Consider the following 22,816-nt stretch of genomic DNA (forward strand, 5'->3'; position numbering starts at 1 on the left):
CCTTACTTAGATCCATTTCTATTATCAATTTAAAACAGGCTTTTAATAAGCGTATCAAGCATCACTGGCATTTCCTTAAATGCGCTATCCACATGTAGTCTTTCCGTCTTTTGGTGGGCATCCTTGCCGAAAGGCCCAACATTTAAAACAGGGCCCTGTAATGCTGACATTGCTTCAAACGGAATACTATACGTGTCTCCCCATACAGGTGTGTTGCGTTCGAATGCTATCCATTCATTAGAGTTATCCGAATAATTGACATAACTCAAATCACAAATTCCATTAAAATAGTGAATTTGCTCCACTTCAATAGTAAATGTTTGGGCTGTTTTCTTCATCAATTCAATTGATTGTATAACAAGAGGATGATTGGATGAGTTGATCGCCGGATAGTAAGGTGGTGCATATAACAACACTGTTGCTGGTGATAATTCTTGGCAACGAATCATTAGCTGATCCACAATACGAATAGATTTCTCTCGATCATCCCATGCGCTATTCTCAAGAACTTGCCTTTTAATAAAATTTACTTCCTCGGCGCCTAATTTATTCATCGCATACTCTAAAAGTGCCTCATAACGAAGTACGTTGACTTCACCTACGCCTTGTACCTTTTCTCGCTCACAAATTCGCTTATATTGTTCATTACAAGCTGACATTGCTTCCCATGCAACTTGTTCAAAAATATCCATTACTTCCGATGCCGTGCGCTTTAATAAAAACACATTGTAAAGGGCTGCTGCACGATATGGTGTTTGTGTAGAATACTCCATTTTCAAATCTTTTAATTGTAAGGATACAGGTAATGGCGTACTTTCACCAAGATCTGTCTCACGGAAAATCGGATTCCACTCCATATGCTGCGTCATGTAGGAAGCAATAAAATTTGCGGTCATTCCTTTTAATGGCTCACCCACATGTGTCTCTTTTCCGTAAAATAAGGCAGCAGGCATAATTTTACCGATAGTTCCTGAATAAATATATTCATTGGTATCAGCTGGTCCTTGTGAAAAAGAAGGCTCACTATTTAAAAATAGTTTATAAGTAAGTCCGTGCTGTTCGCGAAGTCTGACAAGCTCTACAACTGCTGCACGCATCCCAGCAGAATTTACTTCTTCATCTGGCACTGCCGTTAAAATAAGATTGATGGGCCATTCTTCAATACTTGCCTTTTCAATCAACTGCATATGCAAAGCAAGTCCCATTTTCATATCCATCGTCCCACGACCAAATAAATAGTTGCCTGTTTCCAAATCAATTCTTGCCGCTTCAGGTAAATCCTTTTTGTATTTAGGTTCCATTAGCTTTTTTGTCAGCTCTTCAGGGTAAAAGGCTAATGGTTCCAGCTCGCCATATTCTTCAGTATGGACCGTATCAAAATGACTAATTAACACAACTGTTTCTGTTGCAGATGGGTGCCTATACAAGGCAGTCACAGCATTGCGTTCAAGGCCCGCATCATGTAATTCAATAAATTCTGGGTTTTCCTGAAAATAAGAAAGCGTTTGCAATTTAGTTTTTAATTTATAGGCAAATTCATGTTCACCTTTAGTTAATGTCCTACTTTCCCAACTGACAATTTCACATAATAATGCACGTAGCTTTTCAGGCGTATTCCAAAGATAAACATTCATAAAAATTCTCCTTCATTTTCTCAAATCAATTACAATTTCATTTCAATGTATATCACATGATTCCTCATTTTTCACTTCAATTTCATCACCAAAAGTTGAGATGACATTTTATAAAACGAATACCATGTATATAAGTTGATTGGAGTGGAGACTGGGCGACTCCTTGGGGATCAGCGTCACAGATGAGACCCTGGAGCGAGCAGATAGGGGAACGAAGGCTAAGAGCATCACATCCTGTGATAACGCCTTCGTGACCAACATCGTGTTGGCCCAAGCGGCTCATCAGACGCCCCCAGGAAGCTTTGCTCTGTGCGAAAGCGAAGCGTCAGCAACAAAGCGCCCAGTCGGAACGGAAATCAACCACACGTTATGGTGATGAGTTAACCTCAGAAGAAACTGTAGTAGTTTTACTCAATTTCAATTTATAGAAAGTCATGCAAGCGATAAAGAATCCAATACCATATAGCAAGCCAACTCTTTGTGTTGGATCGAATGCTAAAAAGACAAGAATTAGCATACAAAAAATAATACTGAACACCGGAATCAACGGATAAAATGGCGTTTTAAATTTCAAATTAGCCACATCCCCTCCTGCTTTCACATAACGATACCGGAACATCAATTGAGATGCGCAAATTCCCATCCACGAAATGGTTACAGAAATCCCTGCAATAGACATGAGTAAAACAAAAACTGCATCTGCTTCCATCACGCTCGTTAATAAAGAAAGCAGCGAGAAAAGCATCGTAAAAACGAGTGCATTGAATGGCACTTTATTTTTCGTTAGTCGTCCAAATAGTTTAGGTGCCATTCCCTCTTTTGACATCGACCATAATAAACGTGTGGACGCATATAGACACGAGTTACCTACTGATAATATCGCCGTTAAAATAACAAAGTTCATAATACCAGCTGCATATGGAACGCCAGCTAAATTCATCAATGTGACAAATGGACTTTCCAGTAGTCCAAGCTCCGATGAAGGGAATATCGCAGATAAAACAATAATAGAAGCAATATAGAAGACAATAATCCTGAAAAGAATTGTCTTTATTGCCCGAGGAATATTTTTTTCTGGATTTTCAGTTTCTCCTGCAGCAATACCAACAAGTTCAGAACCTTGATAAGAAAAGATAACATTCATCATTGTGACAAATATGATTGAAATACCTGCCGGTAATAAACCAGACGGTGCTAAATTCGTAAAGTGTGGTGTAGGACGATCAGCTAACGGAATCAACCCAAAGATTGCTGCCACCCCTATAACGATAAATGCAATCACTGCAATAACTTTAATACTTGCAAACCAGAATTCTGCTTCTGCAAAGCCTCTAGTTGTTAATGCATTTAAAGTAAATAACAGGACCATAAATATTGCACACCAAATCCAAATAGGGACACCGGGGAACCAATGCTGCATCAAAATTCCCGCTGCTGTAAATTCTACCCCCGCTGTGGCAGCTGACCCGACAAAATACATCCATCCTAAAGAAAACCCTGCTGAAGGACTGATAAAACGTGTTGCATAGGTTTGGAAAGAACCAGTTACAGGCATATAAACCGCTAATTCTCCAAGACAATTCATAACCATGTACAATATTAAGCCACCAAATAAATAACCAATTAATGCCCCTCCAGGACCTGCCTGATTAATTGTAAAGCCAACATTTAAAAATAGTCCTGTTCCAATAACTCCTCCGAGCGATAGCATTAATAAATGCCGACTCTTCATTGAACGGTTTAATTGATGATCTTGCCGTTGTTCCCCTTTACTCAACATCCATCCCCACTCTCTAGTTGTTATTAATATATTGAATGTTCTGACATTAATCCTACTAAAGTACCTAATCAATTTATCCTATTTAACTTCTTTCAGCGGGTGTCACGGGATTATGCCAAGGTATACTTGATATTGATTGGGTATTTTTTCATTGAACTAAAAACGCAATGACAAACAACTTAGCCCACCATCATGTTTTCTAAATTCAGACATTTCAAGCTCAATTGTTTGGTAACCTAGATCGTTTAATTTACGATTTGTTTCTGGGTAGCCTGCTGGAATAATGACATAATCATTAACTTGAATACAGTTTGCTGAATACTCATCCTCTTTTGGAATAATAATTTTTTCATAGGATTCGAATGCAGGGTGATCGATAAACTCACCTGCTACTACCATACGATTTTCTCCAACATATGCGATGCCCGTTTTTAAATGGAAAAATTCCTTTAGCGGAACAATCGTTGCCTCATAGCCTTCTTTTTCTACGATTTCTTTAAATTGTCGAGCCCCTTCTTCATTAGTACGATCAGAGATACCGACATAAAATTGCTTTTCTGCCTGCAATACATCTCCGCCATCAAGTGTTCCTGGGCCTTCGATATAATATGATTTTTCATAGAACTTTTTAACAGCCGGTACGATTTCCTCAATCTCGCGATTACGAGCTTCGGCCCCTGGATTTGAAATAATGGAAAATTCAGGTGTTAAAACTGCCGTATCCTCTACGAACGTTGAATCCGGAAAGGCTTCATTCGCTTGAAGCTGTGTAACTTCCACGCCACATTTCTTTAAGGCTTCAACATATTTTTCATGCTGCTCAAATAATTTTTCTAACATCGGCTTTCCTAAGTCACTAGTCGTTAAACCATTTACATAACTATTTCCTGGGTTTTTTACAATAACATTTTTAAACATTTTACTTCATCTCCTTTTTTTCTCTTACTACCGGGCAGGTTAAACACGTTGGTCCACCTGTTCCTTTTATCGAAATTTCATTTCCTTTATATTCGTAAACTGTTACACCTGCATGAAGTAATTGTTGCTTTGTCATCGGATTTCCATTTGGAATAAGACATACTCTAGGTGCAAGTGCTAAAACGTTACAGCCTAGCGCATCGTATTCATCTTTTGGGACCTCAATTAATTTAATATCTCGGTCGATTAGAAGCTGACGGAAGAAAACTGGCATTAATCGTGAATGGACAACCGCTAAATCCTTGTCTACCATACTAATGAAAGACATTAAGTGTAAACATTCTGCTTCTCCTAAATCATGCGGTAGCTGCACAACAATGAATTCATCGACAACATCCTTCGTCATGTCCTTTAGCTGACGAATAGCTTCATCATTCGTTCGATAGCCTCGACCTACAACAAGTGTACGATCATCAAGCCAAACAATATCGCCACCATCTGATACAGCTTCTCCAGTCAATTCTCCGATAACCGGAATGCCCTTTTCCTGTAAAAACTCTTTATAAACAGTTGCTTCTGGCTGTCTTGATTTTTTGCCCGATTTTAAGATAATGGCACCATTTGGTGTGAATTTTACAGGATCATGCGCATACAGCGAATCAAGCCCTACTTCACCTGATTCTGGTAAAAAATCAATTTTTTCAACATACTTTTCTAGAATGCTCATAAATTTTGCATATTCTTTAAGAGCCTCATTATAGCTAGGTTCTGATAAGTAGTTAAATGTTTTCCATTCATCGCTAAGATGCTCTTGGTTTCGGAAAGCATCTTTTGGATGTTTTACTATTACGTGTCTCAAAGGTGCATACATTGATGAACAATAATGCATTCCTTTCACCCCTTTTCCGCGTAGTGGAAAACGTTTCCGTTAAGAGGAAAGTTTATATGAAAAATATATGTGCTTTAAGGTATAATGTCAATATATTTAGAAAAATTAATATATTCATCACCTATAAGAAGGAGACAGAATGAAACAAATATCCACGATTATGTAGCTAGACGTAGGCCATGAATAAAAATAAAATAAATGAAGGAGAGGTGGGTTATGAATGCAATTATTAGAACGAGCTATGACAATCGCTAAAGTTTTGGCTTCTAAAGCAAGTGAAAATAGCTTGTCCATTTCAGAGCTTTCGACAAAATGCAATTTACCACTTAGTACATTACATAGAATTTTAAAAGCGATGATTAAAGAAGGAATGATCGAACAAGACGATCAAACTAAACAATATCGGCTTGGTACGATATGGATGGAACTTGGCTTGCAAGTGTATGATACGATGGACTACATTAGTAAAATTAGGCCAGAACTAGAACGTTTAGCAAGAGAAGTCGAAGAAAGCGTCTATTTAAGTAAGCCCGCTGGTTTAGATACAATTATTATTGAAAGAATAGACAGTGCAACTAACCCGATTCGAATTTACGATCAGTTAGGCATTCGTATACCGATGCATATCGGGGCCGCAAATAAAGCAATTTTAGCCACACTGCCTGTTTCTCAAGCAAGGGAAATTATTGAACAGCTTATTCCTCATGAAGAAATCTCTGAATTAGAGGCACAGCTTGATCAAATAAGACTACAAGGATTTGCCATTAGTCATGGGGAAAGAACGGCAGGAACATCCTCAATCGCAGTATCCATTGTAAATGGTTTCAATGAAGTAGTCGGTGCAATAAGTATAGGTTTTGTTAGCTTTAACGTTTCAGCAGAACATATTAATACCCTTGCAGAGCGTTTAGTGGAAACTGGTAAACGTGTTTCCATGAAGCTTGGTTACCGAGGAAAATAAAATGAAGCTTTTTGATCACCTATTGATGATGAGTATTCTCCAATCGGGCGGGGTAAAATTGAAAACTTCCAATTATTTCTCCCAATAATTGTTTTATCTAGGAATTAACACCCATTTTTTAACAAGTGTTTTTTGTCTGTAAAGGTTTTTTTCTTGAAAGGTTATGTGAAAACTATTGCACTGAACGTCATCGTATGTTAAATTATTATGGTATGTGAAATACCGAACTGAAATAATAATCTTTCAGCATTAACAGTAAGGAGGGAATACAACATGCCAAAACAATGTGTAATCACTGGACGTAAAGCTCGTACTGGTAACAACCGTTCCCACGCTATGAACGCTAGCAAACGTACATGGGGTGCTAACCTTCAAAAAGTTCGTATCTTAGTAGACGGTAAACCAAAACGTGTATGGGTTTCTGCTCGTGCATTAAAATCAGGTAAAATCGAGCGCGTTTAATCGTCGCTTCCAAAAAATCGATTTCGCATTTGGCGCAAATCGATTTTTTTCTGTCTTAATAACTAGGCAAGCATGATTAAGCCGCTAGCAACGACAAGGAAACGTAATTGCTAGCGGCTTTCTTTACATATAGCAGCACAACCAAACACCTATGCAGAATGGCAGTTACGATATAATAAAGTATAGTTCTTCAGCAAAGCGAGGGGTTGATTTCCGTTCCGACTGGGCGCTTTCCTGGGGGCGTCGGGGCAACAGGATTTTGGTCACGAAGGAGTTATCACAGGATGTGATGATTTTAGCCTTCGTTCCTCTATTGCTGATCCCCAAGGAGTCGCCTAGTCTCCACTCCAATCAACCACTTCTCATAGTATGTACCTTCTAGCATGTCTTTCGCGAAAGCGTAGTGTTAACATAGCGTCAGCAAGATCAGGTGTACAATAGCATTATTGTTATAAGTTTCTTCTGTTTGATTATGGTGAGTAGCCATAGCATTCACTTTTGATATACATAAAATTAATAAAAGTTCTACACTATCGCCGATTGGAGTGGAAGGCTACTCGACTCCCGTGGGAAAGCGAGACAGGCGAGACCCTGAGGCCAACATGATGTTGGTCACGAAGGCATTGTCACAGGACGTGACGCATTTATCCTTCGTTCCTTTAGCGTAGGAAGCGGCTCGACGCTCGCCCACAGGAAGCTCTGCTCTGCGCGAAAGCGAAGCGTCAGCGACAAATGTTTTATCTGTGCGAAAGCGAAGCGACAGCAACAAATGTTTTATCTGCGCGAAAGCGAAGCGTCAGCGACAAATGTTTTATCTGTGCGAAAGCGAAGCGACAGCGACAAAGCGAGTAACCTGGAACGGAAATCACCCACCACAATATTCACAAGAAATCCTTGACCGTTTTGTTTTTCAACACCATAAGAAAAATCCGACTAGTGTTAGTCGGATTTTTTTACTTTCTTATCTTTTTTGAAAATGTTGATACACGTACGCGTAATACTACTTACAAATTTCGGTAGCTGGAATGTATATACTTTCAGGACTCTCTCCCCCTTACGCTAATCTATGCTTCTTATCATTAAACATATGCCTTGCGAGAAAGATATAGACCCTGAATTGCCTATTATTTCATTACTTGTAAAGCGGGATGTGCCGAGAGAGATTTCTTCATTTGTTGTTTCATATTTTACTTGCCTTAATGTCACATCTTTAATCGGCTCTTCATGTGCAAAGAAAGATAAATAACGATATTGCTTATCTGCTTCAATGATGTGCTTGCCTGGCATTAAAAATTGCAACATATTTGCATGATTAATAATCTTCAATACTACCTGCGGATACTCTTTTTGTAAACGATAAATCGAACGAACTGCTGCCTCATAATGATCTAAACGTCCACCCGTAACACCTGTAAGAACAATTTCTAGTGGTGTATAGGTCAAGGCTTTTAATAACGCTAAGTCCGTATCTGTTTCATCTTTTTCTTCTTGGAATCGTTGTCTATCATTTGTATGTGCCATCACCAGTTCGTATTCCTCTTTTGATAAAGAGTCAAAATCTCCTACTATGGCATGTGGTGTGATGCCTTGCTCGATTAAATATAACGCTCCTCGATCAGCTCCGATAAATACTACATCACTTTGCTCTTTAAACGGACTAAATGAACAGAGTTCCTCTTTTGGTCCACCTGCACAAACAACGACTTTGGTCATCCTTGAATCGCTGCCTCACCAGCAGCTAAAATTTCTTGAAGTGCCGCTGAACGATCTTCCTTACTGTAAATTGCTGAACCAGCTACAAAAATGGTTGCTCCTGCTTTTGCACAAGGAACAATAGTCTCTGCATTAATTCCACCATCGATTTCTATAGCAATATCAAGATTACGTTCTTTAATAATAGCTGCTAATGCTTCAATTTTTTGCACTACAGAATGAATGAATTTTTGCCCACCAAACCCTGGATTCACAGTCATGAACAACACCATATCAATATCCTCTAATACGTGTTGAATAGATTCTATTGGTGTATGTGGATTTAATACAACACCCGGTTTGACTCCAAATGAACGAATTAATTGAATCGTACGGTGTAAATGGCGGCAAGCTTCTACATGCACCGTAATATAGTCTGCCCCTGCTTTGGCGAATTGTTCAATATACTGATCAGGATTTTCGATCATTAAATGTACATCTAACGGTAAATCCGTTAAAGGACGAATAGCGTCTAATACGATAGAGCCAAATGAAATATTCGGCACAAAATGACCATCCATAACATCGATATGAATAAGCTGTGCACCTGCTTTTTCTACTTCCTTTACTTCTTCTCCTAATTTAGCAAAGTTGGCTGCTAAAATTGATGGTGCTATTTGTATCATCATTAATACCTCGGCTTTCGATCCATAATTTCTTGTATAAATTGTTCGTAGTGTTTATAACGATAGTCACGAATTTCCCCCGTCTCCACCGCTGCTTTTACTGCACATTTGGGTTCCTTTAAGTGTAAACAGCCTCTAAATTTACAATCCTCTGCAATACGGGCCACTTCAGGGAAACATGCGCCTAATTCTTCTTTTTCTATTTCATCAAAATCAAATGAACTAAATCCTGGAGTATCTGCTAATAAACCATCACATACCTCGATTAATTCGACATGGCGAGTTGTATGTTTTCCACGCCCTAAGCTTTGTGAAATAACGCCTGTTTTTAAATTTAAATCTGGAATCAATGTATTTAGTAGTGTGGATTTTCCAACGCCAGATTGACCTGCTAATACGGACGTTTTCTCCTTTAAAATAGGTTGTAGACGTTCAACTAATTCTTCCTCATCCTTATAGGTTTGTAGCACGGTATAACCCATACGTTCATAATCTGCTATATAGCCTTGCAATTCCTCACGTTCATGGTCTTCTAGCAGATCCATTTTTGTTAAACAAATAATCGGATGAACATGAAATGACTCTAAAACAACTAAGAAACGATCGAGTAAAATTGTATTAAAATTAGGTTCTTTTACAGAAAACACAAGAATACCTTGATCAATATTGGCTATTGGGGGACGTACTAATTCATTTTGGCGTTCCATAATTTTTTGAATAGTCCCGTCCGAGCCTTTTGTTTCCACAGTATATTCTACAAAGTCGCCAACGAGTGGGGATTCCCCGCGATTGCGAAATACCCCACGTCCTCGACATTGTATTAGTTCTTTTCCATCATATACATAATAATAACCGCTTAATGCTTTACGAATTTGGCCTTGCGCCATCCAATACCCCCTTATTTGACATCATCGTAGTTGTATGTTTCTTCAGCAATAATTTCTGAATCACGAATAATTTTATAGGCCGCATCCTGACCATCTCCAATAACAAGCTGTATTCGGTGCTCTTGATCAGCCGTAATAGTAAATGTTTCAACTTTTGTTAACATTTTATGGTTTTTATCTTGAATATCAATTCGAATAGTTTGCTCTAAACCTTCCTCTTTTGGTTTATATTCAATTGGCACAGTTAACACCAAAGTTTTATCAGGCTTTGCTGCAGGTCCTTTACTTAAAACAACAGCGATTGCGGTGCCGGCTTCAACCCGCGTTCCTGCTCTTGGCAATTGTGATTTAACATTTCCAGCTGGTATTGTATCATCATTTTCTTCACGAACAATACGCCATGTCAAGCCTTCTCTTCTTACATACTCATCCATTTGAGCTTTGCTGTAATTCACAACATCATCTACGGTGATCATTTTTACACCTACGCTGACCGTAAATTTCATTATTGTATTCTTAGCGACTACCTCTTCTTGTGGCGCCGGCTCTTGTTCAATAATTCGTCCTTCAGGCTCTTTTGAATTCACATAGCTAACTTCAGAATCTAAAAATTTATCCTTTAGCACTGATTGAACTTGGCTGATTTGCTGGCCTCTATAATCTTCCACTTTCGTCATTTCTACCCCAAGACTCACGATCAAGTCTACTTCTGTACCTTTTACACGCTCCGTTCCCTCTGAAGGGTCTGTTTCTATAACCTTATCCTTTTCAACGTCCTCGTCATAACGCTCCTGCGGCTGACCAACAGTAAAGCCTTCAGCCTCTAATTTCTTAGTAGCTTCTTCAACTGTCATATTAGCCACACTAGGTACAGGTATCTTTTTCGGGCTAAATAGATCTGTTGCAAAAAAAACGAATAGGAAAATGGCGATGGCTACTATTACTAATCCAGCAACAACTATTGGCCACTTTTTCTTTTTCTTTTTCTTTACAGGCACTGTCTTTTCAACAGGCTTCTTCGCTTCGGGTTTCGGCTTTGATTGTGTAATTGGTTCGATTGCTCTTGTCTGCATTAAATCTTCGTCTTGACGTCCAATTGGTTCTTTTATAATCGGAATAGCCTTCGTCACATCATTATCTACCGGTATGACAAACTTCGGTTCATTCATACGATTTGGCGATAAAACTGTTTCTAAATCTGCTTGCAGTTCTTCTACAGTTGAATAACGATGAGAAGCATCTTTTGCAGTAGCTTTTAGCACAACATTTTCCACGCTTTGCGGAATTGTAGCATCGAAGGCACGAACTGATGGTGTCTCTGATTGTAAATGTTTAAGCGCGATAGAAACAGCTGACTCGCCTGAAAATGGCAATTCCCCTGTTAATAATTCATATAAAACAATGCCAAGTGCATAAATATCAGATTTGTTCGTTGCCGTACCACCACGAGCCTGCTCTGGTGATAAATAATGCACCGTTCCAAGCACGGAGTTCGTTTGTGTAAATGATGTTGCACTAAGCGTCATCGCTATGCCAAAATCAGTTATTTTCACATTACCTTCTGCATCCATTAAAATATTTTGAGGTTTAATGTCACGATGGATAATATGATTTTCATGAGCATTAGCAATTGCTGACGTTAACTGCTTCATAATATGCACACATCTGGCAGGAGAAATTGGTGCAAATTCCTGTATGTACTGCTTTAATGTTTTTCCTTGGACATACTCCATCACAATATAATGCAGATCACCATCATCACCTACATCATAAACACTAACTATATTCGGATGTGTAAGGCTTGTGGCAGAAAGTGCTTCACGTTGAAAACGGCGATACAAGTCATCCTCATTGGTAAAATCATAGCGCAATATTTTGATCGCTACATCACGGTTTAAAATCATGTCATGTGCTAAATAAACATTAGACATACCACCGCCACCAATAAGCCCTATAATTTTATAGCGGTCACTAATTCGTTTACCTACAAGCATACTTACACCTCCTCATCTTGCCTTGTGAGCAGCACGAGGGAGATGTTGTCTTCTCCCCCGCTTGCATTTGCTAATTCCACAAGTTTTCGTCCTTTTTCTTCTACTGAATCTGGATACGTAATAATTGATGCCATTTCATACACTGTAAGTTTATTGCTTAAACCATCAGAGCAAATGAGAAAATACGATTCTGATGCTAAATCAACTTCATAAAAGTCTGGTTCAATCGTTTCTTCTGTACCAACAGCTTTTAAGATGAAATTTTTCTTCGGATGCGTCAACGCTTCCTCTTCACTGATTTCACCATTTTCAACCAGAACATTTACATAGGAGTGATCTCTTGTTATTTGTTGTGCACCATCCTCAAAGAAATAATACACACGACTATCACCAACATGTGCGATAAAGCAATGATTTTTTTCAATTAACACTGCAATAAACGTCGTGCCCATTCCTTTACAGTCTTCATGTGATAAAGAATAGTCATATATACTTTTATTCAATTGCTTGACAGCTTGTAATAACCACTCTTTTTTTGATGTTGTTGATGCAAAATGATGTGCCTCTGCCTGTAAAAAAACGGTTTCCATCTGTTTCATTGCCATATCACTCGCTACATCGCCAGCATTATGGCCACCCATGCCGTCCGCTACAAGTGCTAGTGCAAGCCCGTCTTGACGATTAAAAAATGCCGCACGGTCTTCATTAATTGCCCGTTTTAACCCAATATCACTTTCGACTGTGTATTCCAACACTGGTCACCTCGTCTCTTCAGATCTCTCTTGCGCACGTAATTGACCACACGCAGCTGCAATATCAGAACCTTGCTCTCGGCGGATCGTTACGTTAATACCATTCTTCTTTAATGTTTTTTCAAAGGCAAAAATTTGACTACGAGATGTACGAACATAATCACGTTCTGGTACATAGTTTACAGGAATTAAGTTCACGTGGCATTTAATTCCCTTTATTAATGCAGATAATTCTTCTGCAATTTCAACTGAATCATTTTCACCAGACATTAAACCATACTCAAAAGTAACACGTCGGCCAGTTTTTTGCGTATAGTATTGGACGGCTTCCATTAATTCATCTAACTTATAAGCACGTGCAATCGGCATTAGTTTTTGACGATCCTCTTGGTTTGGTGCGTGTAAGGAAACTGCAAAGTTGATTTGTAGCTGTTCATCAGCAAATTGATAAATTTTCGGAACTATTCCTGATGTTGATACAGTGATGTGACGAGCACCAATGTTTAACCCTTTTTCATGGTTGATGACTTTTAAGAAGTTCATCATCGCATCATAATTATCGAAAGGTTCTCCAATACCCATAATGACGATATGTGATACACGTTCGCCCATTTCATCTAAAGTCTGCTGTACTTTTACAACTTGCTCCACGATTTCACCTGCTAATAAGTGACGTTTTAAACCACCTAAAGTTGAGGCACAAAACGTACAGCCAATTCGGCAGCCTACTTGTGTTGTCACACAAACAGAGTTCCCATATTCGTGACGCATTAATACAGTTTCAATAGAATAGCCATCTTGTAATTGGAATAAAAACTTGATCGTACCATCTTTAGATTCCTGTTTAATAATTGTTGATAATGTCGTTAATGAAAAACTTGCTTCAAGCTTTTCACGTAATCCCTTTGAAAGGTTAGACATCTCTTCAAATGTTTTTACTCGTTTATTGTAAAGCCAATCAAAAATTTGTGCTGCACGGAACGGTTTTTCACCATTTTCCTTTAACCATTCTTCTAGTTGTTTCAGCTGTAATGAGTATACCGATTCCTTTAAATTTGGTTTTTCTTTTTTTGCACGTCGAACAGGCTTGTCTTCTGCTTCGACAACTAAGTCGCTAATACGCTCATTAAATTTCTCTTGATCCACCATTAGTTGGATTCTCCTTTTTTACGAAAGGCGGCAACGAAGAAACCGTCACTGCCAAAGTCTTGTGGAAAGACTTGAAGCATGCCATTTGCTTGCTTTTCCGCTAATTTTGTTGGTAAAGATTCTAGTTGTATAGCTTCCATTTCAGGATGCGTTGATAAAAAGGCCTCTACAGTACCTTCATTCTCTCTTATATCTACTGTACATGTACTGTACACAAGCTTGCCATCTATTTTCAATACTTTTGTTGCAGCATCTAATAGCGCCAATTGTATTTTTTGGAGGTTTTCTAAATCTTCCTCACGTTTTGTATATTTAATATCCGGCTTGCGGCGCATAACACCTAAGCCACTACAAGGTGCATCGACTAAAATAGCGTCGTATGATTCTAGTTGTAAAAAATCCGGTGCCTTACGTCCGTCAATCGGAGCAGTCTCTACTATATCAATCCCTAGACGATTCGTATTATGGTCGATTAAATCTAATTTATGTGGATGAAGGTCGGTCGCTAAAATCGAACCTTCATTTTTCATAATCTCAGCTATATGTGTAGTTTTTCCACCTGGTGCCGCACACATATCTAAGACGCGCATGCCAGGAGATGGATTCAACACATTTGCTGGAATCATGGAGCTTTCATCCTGAATAGTAATAAGCCCTTCTTGGAAAGCCTTCGTTCGAGCTGGCTGACCATTTGTTACATGTAAGCATTCCGGCATTAGATCGCTTTTTTTCGCAGTTAAACCTTCCGCTTCTATGCTCGCAATCGCTTGATCGACGCTTGCTTTCGTTGTATTTACACGTACAGTCTGCACTGGAGGCACATTATTTTCATGTAACATTTGAGCCGCTACTTCCATACCATAGTTATCGACAAAGCGTTGCACTAACCACTCAGGATGACTCGTTTCAATAGCAAGGCGCTCAATCGGATCTTTAATGTCATCAGTAGAAGCTACACCCTGACGTAAAATAGATCGTAAAATACCGTTGACCATCGAAGCTATCCCTTGGTGACCACGACGCTTTGCAATTTCTACAGCTTCATTCACTGCTGCATGAGGTGGTATACGCGTTAAATAATGCATTTGATACAAAGATAAACGTAAAAGCCAGCGCACCCAATGATCCACTGAACCACGAATAAATGGCTCTAAATAGTAGTCAAGTGTCATTTTATATTGGAGAGTACCATACGTAATTTCTGTTAAAAGTGCACGATCCTTCGCTTCAATTTTATGGCGCTTAATCGTTTCATTTAAAAGCAAATTACTATAGGCTTGATTTTTATCTACTGCTAACAGAATAGAAAGTGCGGCATCACGCACATTTCCATCCCAAATTACTACGCTTTTTTTACTCATTTAAATTGGTCCCCAATCTGTAATTTAGAACCTGTACCACGCAAATATTCCTCTGCTGTCATGCGTTTTTTACCAGCTGGTTGTACATCATACAGGGCAAGTGTTGTACCATTTCCTGAAGCTACTTCAAAATAATCCTTTGAAATCTCAACAACTGTACCAGGAACAGCATCATGCGTTGTGTTACCAACCTGTGCCCACCAAATTTTAAAGTTACCATCTTCAAATGTTGTATAGGCAACTGGCCATGGATGAAGACCACGCACTTGATTGTATAAAGTTGTAGCATCCTTTGTCCACTCGATACGTTCTTGCTCACGTGAAATATTGCTTGCAAAGGTTACTTGTGCTTCATCCTGCACGGTACGATTATTTGTTCCATTTATAATAGAAGGAAGTGTATCTTTTAATAATTCGCTGCCCACAGCACTCAGCTTATCAAATAGTCTACCTGTATAATCATCGTTTTCAATTGGGATAGCCTTTTGGGAAATGATATCACCAGCATCTAGCTTTTGCGCCATATACATAATCGTTACACCCGTCTCTTTTTCACCATCAATAATTGCTTGGTGAATAGGTGCTCCACCACGATACTTCGGTAAAAGTGACGCATGGACGTTAATACAACCAAGCGGTGGTGCATCTAGCAATTCTTTCGGCAAAATTTGTCCAAAAGCAGCCGTTACGACTAAGTCTGGCTGTAAATCAATGATTTGCTGTAATTCCTCAGAACCACGTAGCTTTTCCGGCTGAATAACAGGTAAACCTAACTCCATCGCTGCTTCTTTAACAGGTGGTGGTGTTAACACACGCTTACGCCCAACTGGACGATCTGGTTGTGTCACTACAGCTTTAATATCATAACCTTCATGATGTAGCATACGCAAAATTGGCGCGGAGAAATCAGGAGTCCCCATAAAAATTAATGAAGTCATCTTATTCCTCCTCTTCAGCGTATATTGCTTCAAGCTCTTCTTCAGTTAAAATGCGTTTGATTTTTGAATCAAATAGCACGCCATCTAAATGATCGATTTCATGTAAAATTGCTCGTGCATCAAAGCCTCCCGCTTCTAGCTCATAAACACGTCCTTCACGGTCACATGCTTCAATTTTCACATATTCAGGGCGTTCAACCTCACCGTATAATCCCGGGAAGCTTAAGCAACCCTCAATATCTACTTCAGCTCCATCCGTTACAATAACAGTCGGATTAATCATTTCTAAAACATCTCGTTCTTCGCCAAGCTCGACAATTGCAACACGTAATCCTACATTTATTTGAGGTGCTGCAATACCAACGCCATCGTACTCAACCATTGTGTCATATAAATCATCTAGTAATGTAATAATTTCTTCATTGATTTCTGTTACTTCCGCGCACGGTGTTGATAATACTTTTGCTGGATGTTCTACAACTTTTTTAATTGCCATGTTATGTTCCTCATTTCTATATTTAAGGCTTGGGACCTTGTCTAATTGTAACGCCACTTCATATTCTAACTAGTTTATATCAATTATGCCTTTGCATCATAACGTGGGGGTGATTTCCGTTCCGGCTGGGCGCTTTGTTGCTGTCGCTTCGCTTTCGCACAGAGCAAAGCTTCCTGGGGGCGTCGGGGCAACAGGAGGTTGGTCACGAAGGCGTTATCACAGGATGTGATGCTTTTAGCCTTCGTTCCTCTATTGCTAATCCCCGAGGAGTCGCCCAGCCTCCACTCCAATCAACTTATCCCCATGATATACTTTTCAACAAAAAGTCATGCTCAAACTTCGGTGATGAACTATTTTATATAGTCGACGGATCTAAATCTACCGTCATTAAAATCCCCTGTTTAATCCATTCCGCACGATACATCGCAAGAAGGCGCTGTAATACGGGAATCAGATTTGGTTCAATTTTATATTTTATCAAACATTGATAGCGATATCTATTTTGGAGACGGCTAATGCTTGCAGTTGTTGGACCAATAATGGCAACTCGGTCTGATAAATTTCCCTTGAGCCAATCTGCCGCACGTCCAGCATATTCTGCCGCCATCATGACATCTTCATGGGATATTTGGACAAGTGCTACATAATAATATGGTGGATAGCTAGAGCGACGGCGTAAAAGCATTTCACGTTCGTAAAATGGCTCGTAATCTTGAATTTTTGCCAATTCAATTGCATAATGCTCTGGTGTATACGATTGAATAACAACCTCACCATGCTTATCATGTCGTCCAGCTCTACCGCTAACCTGCGTTAATAACTGGAATGTACGCTCCGCTGCACGGTAATCGGGTAGATGCAGAGATGTATCAGCACTAAGTACACCAACAAGCGTAATATTAGGAAAATCAAGACCTTTAGCAATCATTTGCGTACCTAGCAAAATATCTGCCTGTCCTTCCCCAAATGCCTGTAAAATTTCTTCATGTGCACCTTTTTGCTTTGTCGTATCAACATCCATTCGGAGAACCCTTGCCTCAGGAAACAACTTGTAAATTTCTTCCTCAACTTTTTGCGTTCCCGTACCAAAATAACGTATATGCTCACTCTGGCATTGTGGACATATTTGAGGAACACGCTCGTCATAACCGCAATAATGACATTTTAATTTCTCTGTTGTTCGATGATATGTTAACGAGATATCACAGTTTGGACATTGTACAACCGTTCCACAATCACGACAAAGCACAAAAGAAGAATAGCCACGACGATTTAAAAACATGACCATCTGTTCTTTTTTCTCTAGTCTTACACGTATTGCATCAACAAGCTGCTCGGAAAACATAGAACGATTTCCATTTTGAAGCTCCTCTCGCATATCCGCAATAAAAACTGTCGGTAATGCTTGATGCAAAGCACGCTGTTTTAACGATAGCAAACCATACACGCCCTTCTTTGCTCTCGCAAATGATTCCAGCGCAGGCGTTGCACTGCCTAATATAACAGGACATTTGTAAAATTCACTTCGCCAAATTGCTACATCTCTAGCGTGATAACGTGGTGAATCTTCTTGCTTGTATGTCGATTCATGCTCTTCATCTAAAATGATAAGACCTAAATTTGTAAAAGGTGCGAAAATTGCCGAACGAGCTCCAACAACAACGCTCACCTTCCCTTGTTGAATTTTACGCCATTCATCATACTTTTCACCGACAGATAAGCCACTATGCATGACAGCAACCATCTCACCAAAACGACTACGAAAACGCTCTGTCATTTGTGGTGTTAATGATATTTCAGGTACTAGCATAATGGCTTCCTTGCCTTCATCTAACACCTTTTGAATTGCTTGCAAATAGATCTCCGTTTTACCACTCCCGGTAACGCCGTGTAGTAAAAAAGTTTTCGCAGTCTGTTCATCCATCGATCCAGTAATAGCCTTTAAGGCTATGTGCTGCTCATCCGTCAATTGTAAAGATTGAGTACGAGAAACCTCCTTCGTAAAGGGATCTCGATACACCTCTTCTTGTATAAAGTGAGCGGCTCCTTTTTCGATAACTGACTGTAGTACCGCAGAAGATGCACCTGTTTCCTCATAGATTTTCTGTGGTAAAAGAACTTCTCCAAGGTGTCTGCCCATCCATTCAATCAGCTGGCGCTGTTTGGCTGCTCTCGCTGCACCTTCCATGGCCTTGTCGATATCTTGCTGATGATCTGAAATTTTGACCATACGTATTTCTTTTACATTCCCTTGCTGCTTCACAACATTTTCAATTTTTACGATTTTATCGGTTATAAGTTGCTTTAATAAAGGAAGTAATTCAGCACGCTCGAATTCTTTGAAATTAACCTGTTGTCGCTTGCCAAAAATAGCATTAGCCTCATCTGGTAAAACATCTTTCTCCGCTTGTAGCATTATGATTTTTTCATACTTTGCTCGAAGCGCTGACGGAAGCATAACCTGTAAGGCATCAATTTCATAGCAAATCGTTTCATTTTTTAGCCATTTGGCCATTAACAGCATTTCTTCGGTTAATACAGGCTCAATATCTAAAATTTGTGCAATAGACTTTAATTTGTTAGATGGTACATCTGTTTCAGTTTTTAATCCGACCACAAAGCCGAGTACATTTCTTGGTCCAAACGGTACTTTTACACGACAGCCCATCTCTATAACATGTGCCCATTCTGCAGGAACTTCATAGTCAAATGGACGATCTACATGGTAAGTTGAAACATCCACTATAACCTCTGCAATCAAAAAACTCATTGCTTCTCACCCTGTAATAGATATGTCCAAAATGCTTGTGCAAATTGCTTGGCATCTGTCGCATCCCACATTTGACCATTTACTTCTGCCGTGTCACTAAAATCAATCCACTTGTCTGACATAATTGTTACCATTGGTTCACCTATAACCTTTTGTCCAAAAGTTATTGCGGTCATTCCTTCTACGGATAATATCGGTGCCTCTTCAGTTGTAGGCGTATTTGCTGCATGGATAAAAAATGCGGATGGATATTGTTTTTTATAATCCTCAAGCTGTTCAAAAAGCTTATATACGCTTGTTGCTTTCTCATCTATTAGGATTACATTTGCTCCCAGTGCCTGTGCCTCTTTTGCTATTGCCTGACCCACTCGACTATTCGACTGTGTACTAATTACATGGTGCTCGTCTAATGGTACATAAAACGCTCCAGCTGTGACCACTACTGTTTTACTAGCTAATGGCTTTGCCTTCTCTGAAAAAAATTCTTGCACGATCGCTGTTATTTTTTCAGGCTCTTCTAAACGTCCTTTACCAACGTAGCCACATGCCAAAAAACCTTCTGAAGGCTCAATAAATTGATAGCCATCTGATTGTAGCTGAGCCAAATTTCGTTTTACCGCCGGATGGTCATACATATGTACATTCATCGCTGGTGCTAGCCATACAGGGGCAGTTGCTGCAAGCAAGGTCGTCGTTACCATATCGTCCGCAATTCCATTCGCCAGCTTCCCTATAACATTTGCGGTAGCTGGTGCAACTAAAATTAGATCTGCCCAATCTGCTAAATCAATATGGGCAATAACACTTGAATCCTTTTCATCAAAAGTATCGAAAAAAACATCATTTTTGGACATAACTTGAAAGCTCAATGGATTCACAAATTGTCTTGCTGATGCTGTCATGATGACCTTTACATTTGCCCCAGCCTGAGATAGCTTGCTAACTAGAGCGACAGCCTTATAAACCGCTATACCACCTGAAACACAAAGTAAAATATTTTTATTCATGCACAATCGTCCTTTCAAATGATAAGCTCCCAAAGGAAAATTCCTCGGGAGCTCTCGGCATTCTGTATAATCAAAAATCCACTGCAGACGTTAACATTAATTTCGCAAAAGCTTATTTATGTTAGATTTCGTCTTCGTACACAGTTGACTCATCCTGTGATACCTTCGTAAGTACACCTGCCGCTACTTCTTCAAGTGCTTTCCCTACGTACTTATGAGAAACATACTTGTGTAAGCGTTCAGTGTCTTGTTCCTCTTGCATTTGACGAGCACGTTTAGATGCTAAACTCACTAAAGAGTATTTTGAATCGATTTCTTTTTTTAATGTATCTACTGATGGGTATAACATAGATTTATTCTCCTCTCAACATTGACAAATATCTTTTTTCAACACGTTCTCTACGACAATGCTCGGCTTTAATAATCGCATTTATACGATCACAAGCATTTGTCACTTCATCATTTTCAACTACGTAATCATAAAGGCTCATCATTTCAAGCTCTTCACTTGCAGTTGCTATACGTTTTGCAATAACCTCTGCTGTTTCCGTACCTCGACCAACTAAACGATCCTTTAATTCCGTTAAGCTTGGTGGGGCTAAGAAAATAAATAATGCATCTGGTGCCTTTTGGCGGATTTGCGCAGCACCTTGCACTTCGATTTCTAAAAACACATCACGCCCTGCATCAAGTGTTTCATTTACGTAGGCTAACGGTGTCCCGTAATAATTCCCTACAAATTCAGCATGCTCCAATAAGCCGCCCTGTTCAATCAACGCTTCAAATTCATCACGCGTCTTGAAAAAATAGTCTACACCATCTACTTCACCTTCGCGAGGATTTCGTGTTGTCATCGAGATGGAATACTCATAATTCGTATTCGGCTGAGAAAATAATTCTTTTCGCACTGTCCCTTTACCTACACCAGATGGGCCAGACAGAACAATTAATAATCCACGTTCTTTTATCATTTATTCTCTATATCTCCCTTAATTTATAACAGATACATGCAAGCTATTCGATATTTTGAACTTGCTCGCGCATCTTTTCTAAAATTGTTTTCGCCTGAACTACCGCAATCGCCGCCTCTGTTGATTGATTTTTTGAACCAATCGTGTTGATCTCGCGGTGTATTTCCTGCATTAAAAAGTCTAATTTACGGCCAACTGAAATCGTTTCTTGTAGTGTTTCTTCCAGTTGATTAAAGTGACTATCTAATCGGTCCAATTCTTCGGTGATGTCCACACGTTCTGCAAATATCGCTACTTCGGTAAGTAGGCGATCTTCTAACAAAGCTCCATTCGCCACTTCAGTAACTCGTTCCAATAATCGGGTACGATATTTTTCAACAGCTGCGGAAGCACAAGAACGAATCTGGTTCACTTGTTCTCTTAACTGTTCTTTATATTGTACAACAACATCTTGCAATTCTTGCCCTTCACGCTCACGCATTTGAATGAGCTGTTCCAGTGCTTGCGTAATAGCCTTTTCAACGGCACAAAGTAAATCCTCAGGTGTAAGCTGTGGTTTTTCCTGTACAAGCGCTTGTTCAAGCGATAGTAGCTCTTGCATCGTCCATTTTTCTTCTAGTGGTACTTTACTTGCTAATTGCTCTTTTGCCTTACGATACGCTTCAATTAATGACCAATTAATTTCAATAGATTGCTCGACGTTATCTAAGTCTTTAACATAAACCATCACATCAATTTTGCCACGTGACAAAGCTTTCGAAATAAATTTCTTCGCAAAAATTTCTGCTTCAAGCCATTCTTTCGGGAATTTTGCATTAATTTCTAAAAATCGATGGTTGACCGAGCGCATTTCTACTGTTAATTGAAAGTCTCTTGTTGTTGTGACACCTCTGCCAAAACCAGTCATACTACGCACCAAGGTTCGTCACACCCTTCTTTGCATACTGGGATTATTATAACATAAGCTCTGTCATTTATGACGTAAAAAAACAGATCAATTTCGCCTTGGCGTAATTGCGTCCGGATTTTGAATTGTGCCCGCACAATTCATTCCTTTCAAAATCCGTGACATCCGCAGGAGGCTCTATCTTCATTCAGCAGGTGTTTGGACACCCACTGAAAAGGAACCTCTTCTGCATTCATCTCACCGCCTTCAGAGGCGAGAGTTTTCTGCTGAATGAAGATAGAGCAAAAGCTAATTCTACCACAATTGAAGCTATATTTTAATATTCACCTAAAAAATGCTATGATAAACATAAGAAAAAACTCATTAGCAAAGCATAGAGATGACATTTGTTAAAATGGATGCATGTCTAGAAGATGATTAAAGTGAAGAACAGGCGACTCATCGGGGGAAAGCCGATTTCCGTTACGGGCTACTCGCTTTCCTGTGGGCGAGCGTCGAGCCGCTTCCTCCGCTAAAGGAACGAAGGCTAAATGCGTCACGTCCTGTGACAATGCCTTCGTGA

The 22,816-nt window shown here is 39.4% G+C and carries 21 protein-coding genes; 2 read left to right on the top strand and 19 right to left on the bottom strand.

The annotated features are described in order from the left end of the window. Window positions 1-29 precede the first annotated feature (29 nt). The 4 genes from ACQKN2_RS20120 to ACQKN2_RS20135 form a co-directional block, all read right to left on the bottom strand. Entirely contained in the window at window positions 30-1,634 is a 1,605-nt protein-coding gene (locus ACQKN2_RS20120; RefSeq protein WP_427416519.1) for a M20/M25/M40 family metallo-hydrolase, read from the bottom strand. 367 nt (window positions 1,635-2,001) lie between these two features. Beyond that, window positions 2,002-3,414: an amino acid permease gene (locus ACQKN2_RS20125; protein ID WP_427416520.1), complete on the bottom strand. Its 1,413-nt coding sequence runs from the start codon at window positions 3,412-3,414 to the stop codon at window positions 2,002-2,004. Between the two features lie 156 nt (window positions 3,415-3,570). Further along, complete coding sequence (locus tag ACQKN2_RS20130) at window positions 3,571-4,332, bottom strand: dimethylarginine dimethylaminohydrolase family protein (protein ID WP_427416521.1); 762 nt, start codon at window positions 4,330-4,332, stop codon at window positions 3,571-3,573. A 1-nt stretch (window position 4,333) separates the two neighbouring features. Next, window positions 4,334-5,221 (bottom strand): dimethylarginine dimethylaminohydrolase family protein, encoded by an 888-nt coding sequence (locus ACQKN2_RS20135; protein ID WP_427416522.1) that lies wholly within the window; start codon window positions 5,219-5,221, stop codon window positions 4,334-4,336. A 220-nt stretch (window positions 5,222-5,441) separates the two neighbouring features. On the opposite strand from ACQKN2_RS20135, the gene ACQKN2_RS20140 reads away from it, so the two are divergent. Together ACQKN2_RS20140 and rpmB are read left to right on the top strand one after the other, a co-directional pair. Further along, window positions 5,442-6,182 (top strand): IclR family transcriptional regulator, encoded by a 741-nt coding sequence (locus ACQKN2_RS20140; RefSeq protein WP_427416523.1) that lies wholly within the window; start codon window positions 5,442-5,444, stop codon window positions 6,180-6,182. Window positions 6,183-6,455: 273 nt separating this feature from the next. Then, complete coding sequence (gene rpmB, locus ACQKN2_RS20145; protein ID WP_049668398.1) at window positions 6,456-6,644, top strand: 50S ribosomal protein L28; 189 nt, start codon at window positions 6,456-6,458, stop codon at window positions 6,642-6,644. Between the two features lie 939 nt (window positions 6,645-7,583). Here rpmB and spoVM read toward each other — a convergent pair. From spoVM to ACQKN2_RS20220, 15 genes are all read right to left on the bottom strand, one after another. Beyond that, complete coding sequence (gene spoVM, locus ACQKN2_RS20150) at window positions 7,584-7,685, bottom strand: stage V sporulation protein SpoVM (RefSeq protein ID WP_139376952.1); 102 nt, start codon at window positions 7,683-7,685, stop codon at window positions 7,584-7,586. A gap of 18 nt (window positions 7,686-7,703) precedes the next feature. Next, a complete protein-coding gene (locus ACQKN2_RS20155; protein ID WP_323645234.1) occupies window positions 7,704-8,357 on the bottom strand; it encodes a thiamine diphosphokinase in 654 nt (217 codons plus the stop codon). Next, entirely contained in the window at window positions 8,354-9,022 is a 669-nt protein-coding gene (gene rpe, locus ACQKN2_RS20160; RefSeq protein ID WP_427416534.1) for a ribulose-phosphate 3-epimerase, read from the bottom strand. Before rpe ends, ACQKN2_RS20155 begins: the two co-directional genes overlap by 4 nt. A 2-nt stretch (window positions 9,023-9,024) precedes the next feature. Continuing rightward, window positions 9,025-9,909 (bottom strand): ribosome small subunit-dependent GTPase A, encoded by an 885-nt coding sequence (rsgA, locus tag ACQKN2_RS20165; RefSeq protein WP_427416524.1) that lies wholly within the window; start codon window positions 9,907-9,909, stop codon window positions 9,025-9,027. An 11-nt stretch (window positions 9,910-9,920) separates the two neighbouring features. Further along, window positions 9,921-11,903, bottom strand: coding sequence for a Stk1 family PASTA domain-containing Ser/Thr kinase (gene pknB, locus ACQKN2_RS20170; protein ID WP_427416525.1), 1,983 nt, complete (start codon window positions 11,901-11,903; stop codon window positions 9,921-9,923). Between the two features lie 2 nt (window positions 11,904-11,905). Beyond that, window positions 11,906-12,655: a Stp1/IreP family PP2C-type Ser/Thr phosphatase gene (locus ACQKN2_RS20175; protein ID WP_427416535.1), complete on the bottom strand. Its 750-nt coding sequence runs from the start codon at window positions 12,653-12,655 to the stop codon at window positions 11,906-11,908. A gap of 6 nt (window positions 12,656-12,661) precedes the next feature. Next, window positions 12,662-13,804 carry a 23S rRNA (adenine(2503)-C(2))-methyltransferase RlmN gene (gene rlmN / locus ACQKN2_RS20180; protein ID WP_427416526.1) on the bottom strand — a complete coding sequence of 381 codons (1,143 nt, stop codon included), beginning with the start codon at window positions 13,802-13,804 and terminating at the stop codon, window positions 12,662-12,664. Beyond that, on the bottom strand, window positions 13,804-15,165 hold the full coding sequence (rsmB, locus tag ACQKN2_RS20185; RefSeq protein ID WP_427416527.1) for a 16S rRNA (cytosine(967)-C(5))-methyltransferase RsmB: 1,362 nt from the start codon (window positions 15,163-15,165) through the stop codon (window positions 13,804-13,806). Before rsmB ends, rlmN begins: the two co-directional genes overlap by 1 nt. Next, window positions 15,162-16,103, bottom strand: a complete 942-nt coding sequence (fmt, locus tag ACQKN2_RS20190) for a methionyl-tRNA formyltransferase (RefSeq protein ID WP_427416528.1) — start codon at window positions 16,101-16,103, stop codon at window positions 15,162-15,164. The genes rsmB and fmt overlap by 4 nt, the downstream gene beginning before the upstream one ends. 1 nt (window position 16,104) lies before the next feature. Further along, window positions 16,105-16,599 (bottom strand): peptide deformylase, encoded by a 495-nt coding sequence (def, locus tag ACQKN2_RS20195; protein ID WP_427416529.1) that lies wholly within the window; start codon window positions 16,597-16,599, stop codon window positions 16,105-16,107. Between the two features lie 355 nt (window positions 16,600-16,954). Further along, window positions 16,955-19,369, bottom strand: a complete 2,415-nt coding sequence (gene priA, locus ACQKN2_RS20200; RefSeq protein WP_427416530.1) for a primosomal protein N' — start codon at window positions 19,367-19,369, stop codon at window positions 16,955-16,957. After that, window positions 19,366-20,376: a bifunctional phosphopantothenoylcysteine decarboxylase/phosphopantothenate--cysteine ligase CoaBC gene (gene coaBC / locus ACQKN2_RS20205; protein ID WP_427416531.1), complete on the bottom strand. Its 1,011-nt coding sequence runs from the start codon at window positions 20,374-20,376 to the stop codon at window positions 19,366-19,368. Before coaBC ends, priA begins: the two co-directional genes overlap by 4 nt. A gap of 121 nt (window positions 20,377-20,497) precedes the next feature. Beyond that, a complete protein-coding gene (gene rpoZ / locus ACQKN2_RS20210; protein ID WP_053483349.1) occupies window positions 20,498-20,725 on the bottom strand; it encodes a DNA-directed RNA polymerase subunit omega in 228 nt (75 codons plus the stop codon). A gap of 4 nt (window positions 20,726-20,729) precedes the next feature. Then, entirely contained in the window at window positions 20,730-21,347 is a 618-nt protein-coding gene (gene gmk / locus ACQKN2_RS20215) for a guanylate kinase (protein WP_427416532.1), read from the bottom strand. Between the two features lie 43 nt (window positions 21,348-21,390). Then, window positions 21,391-22,266 (bottom strand): YicC/YloC family endoribonuclease, encoded by an 876-nt coding sequence (locus tag ACQKN2_RS20220; RefSeq protein WP_427416533.1) that lies wholly within the window; start codon window positions 22,264-22,266, stop codon window positions 21,391-21,393. Window positions 22,267-22,816 lie beyond the last annotated feature (550 nt).

The sequence above is a fragment of the Lysinibacillus sp. NPDC093688 genome, assembly GCF_050280145.1.
In the GTDB taxonomy this organism is placed as follows: domain Bacteria; phylum Bacillota; class Bacilli; order Bacillales_A; family Planococcaceae; genus Lysinibacillus; species Lysinibacillus xylanilyticus_B.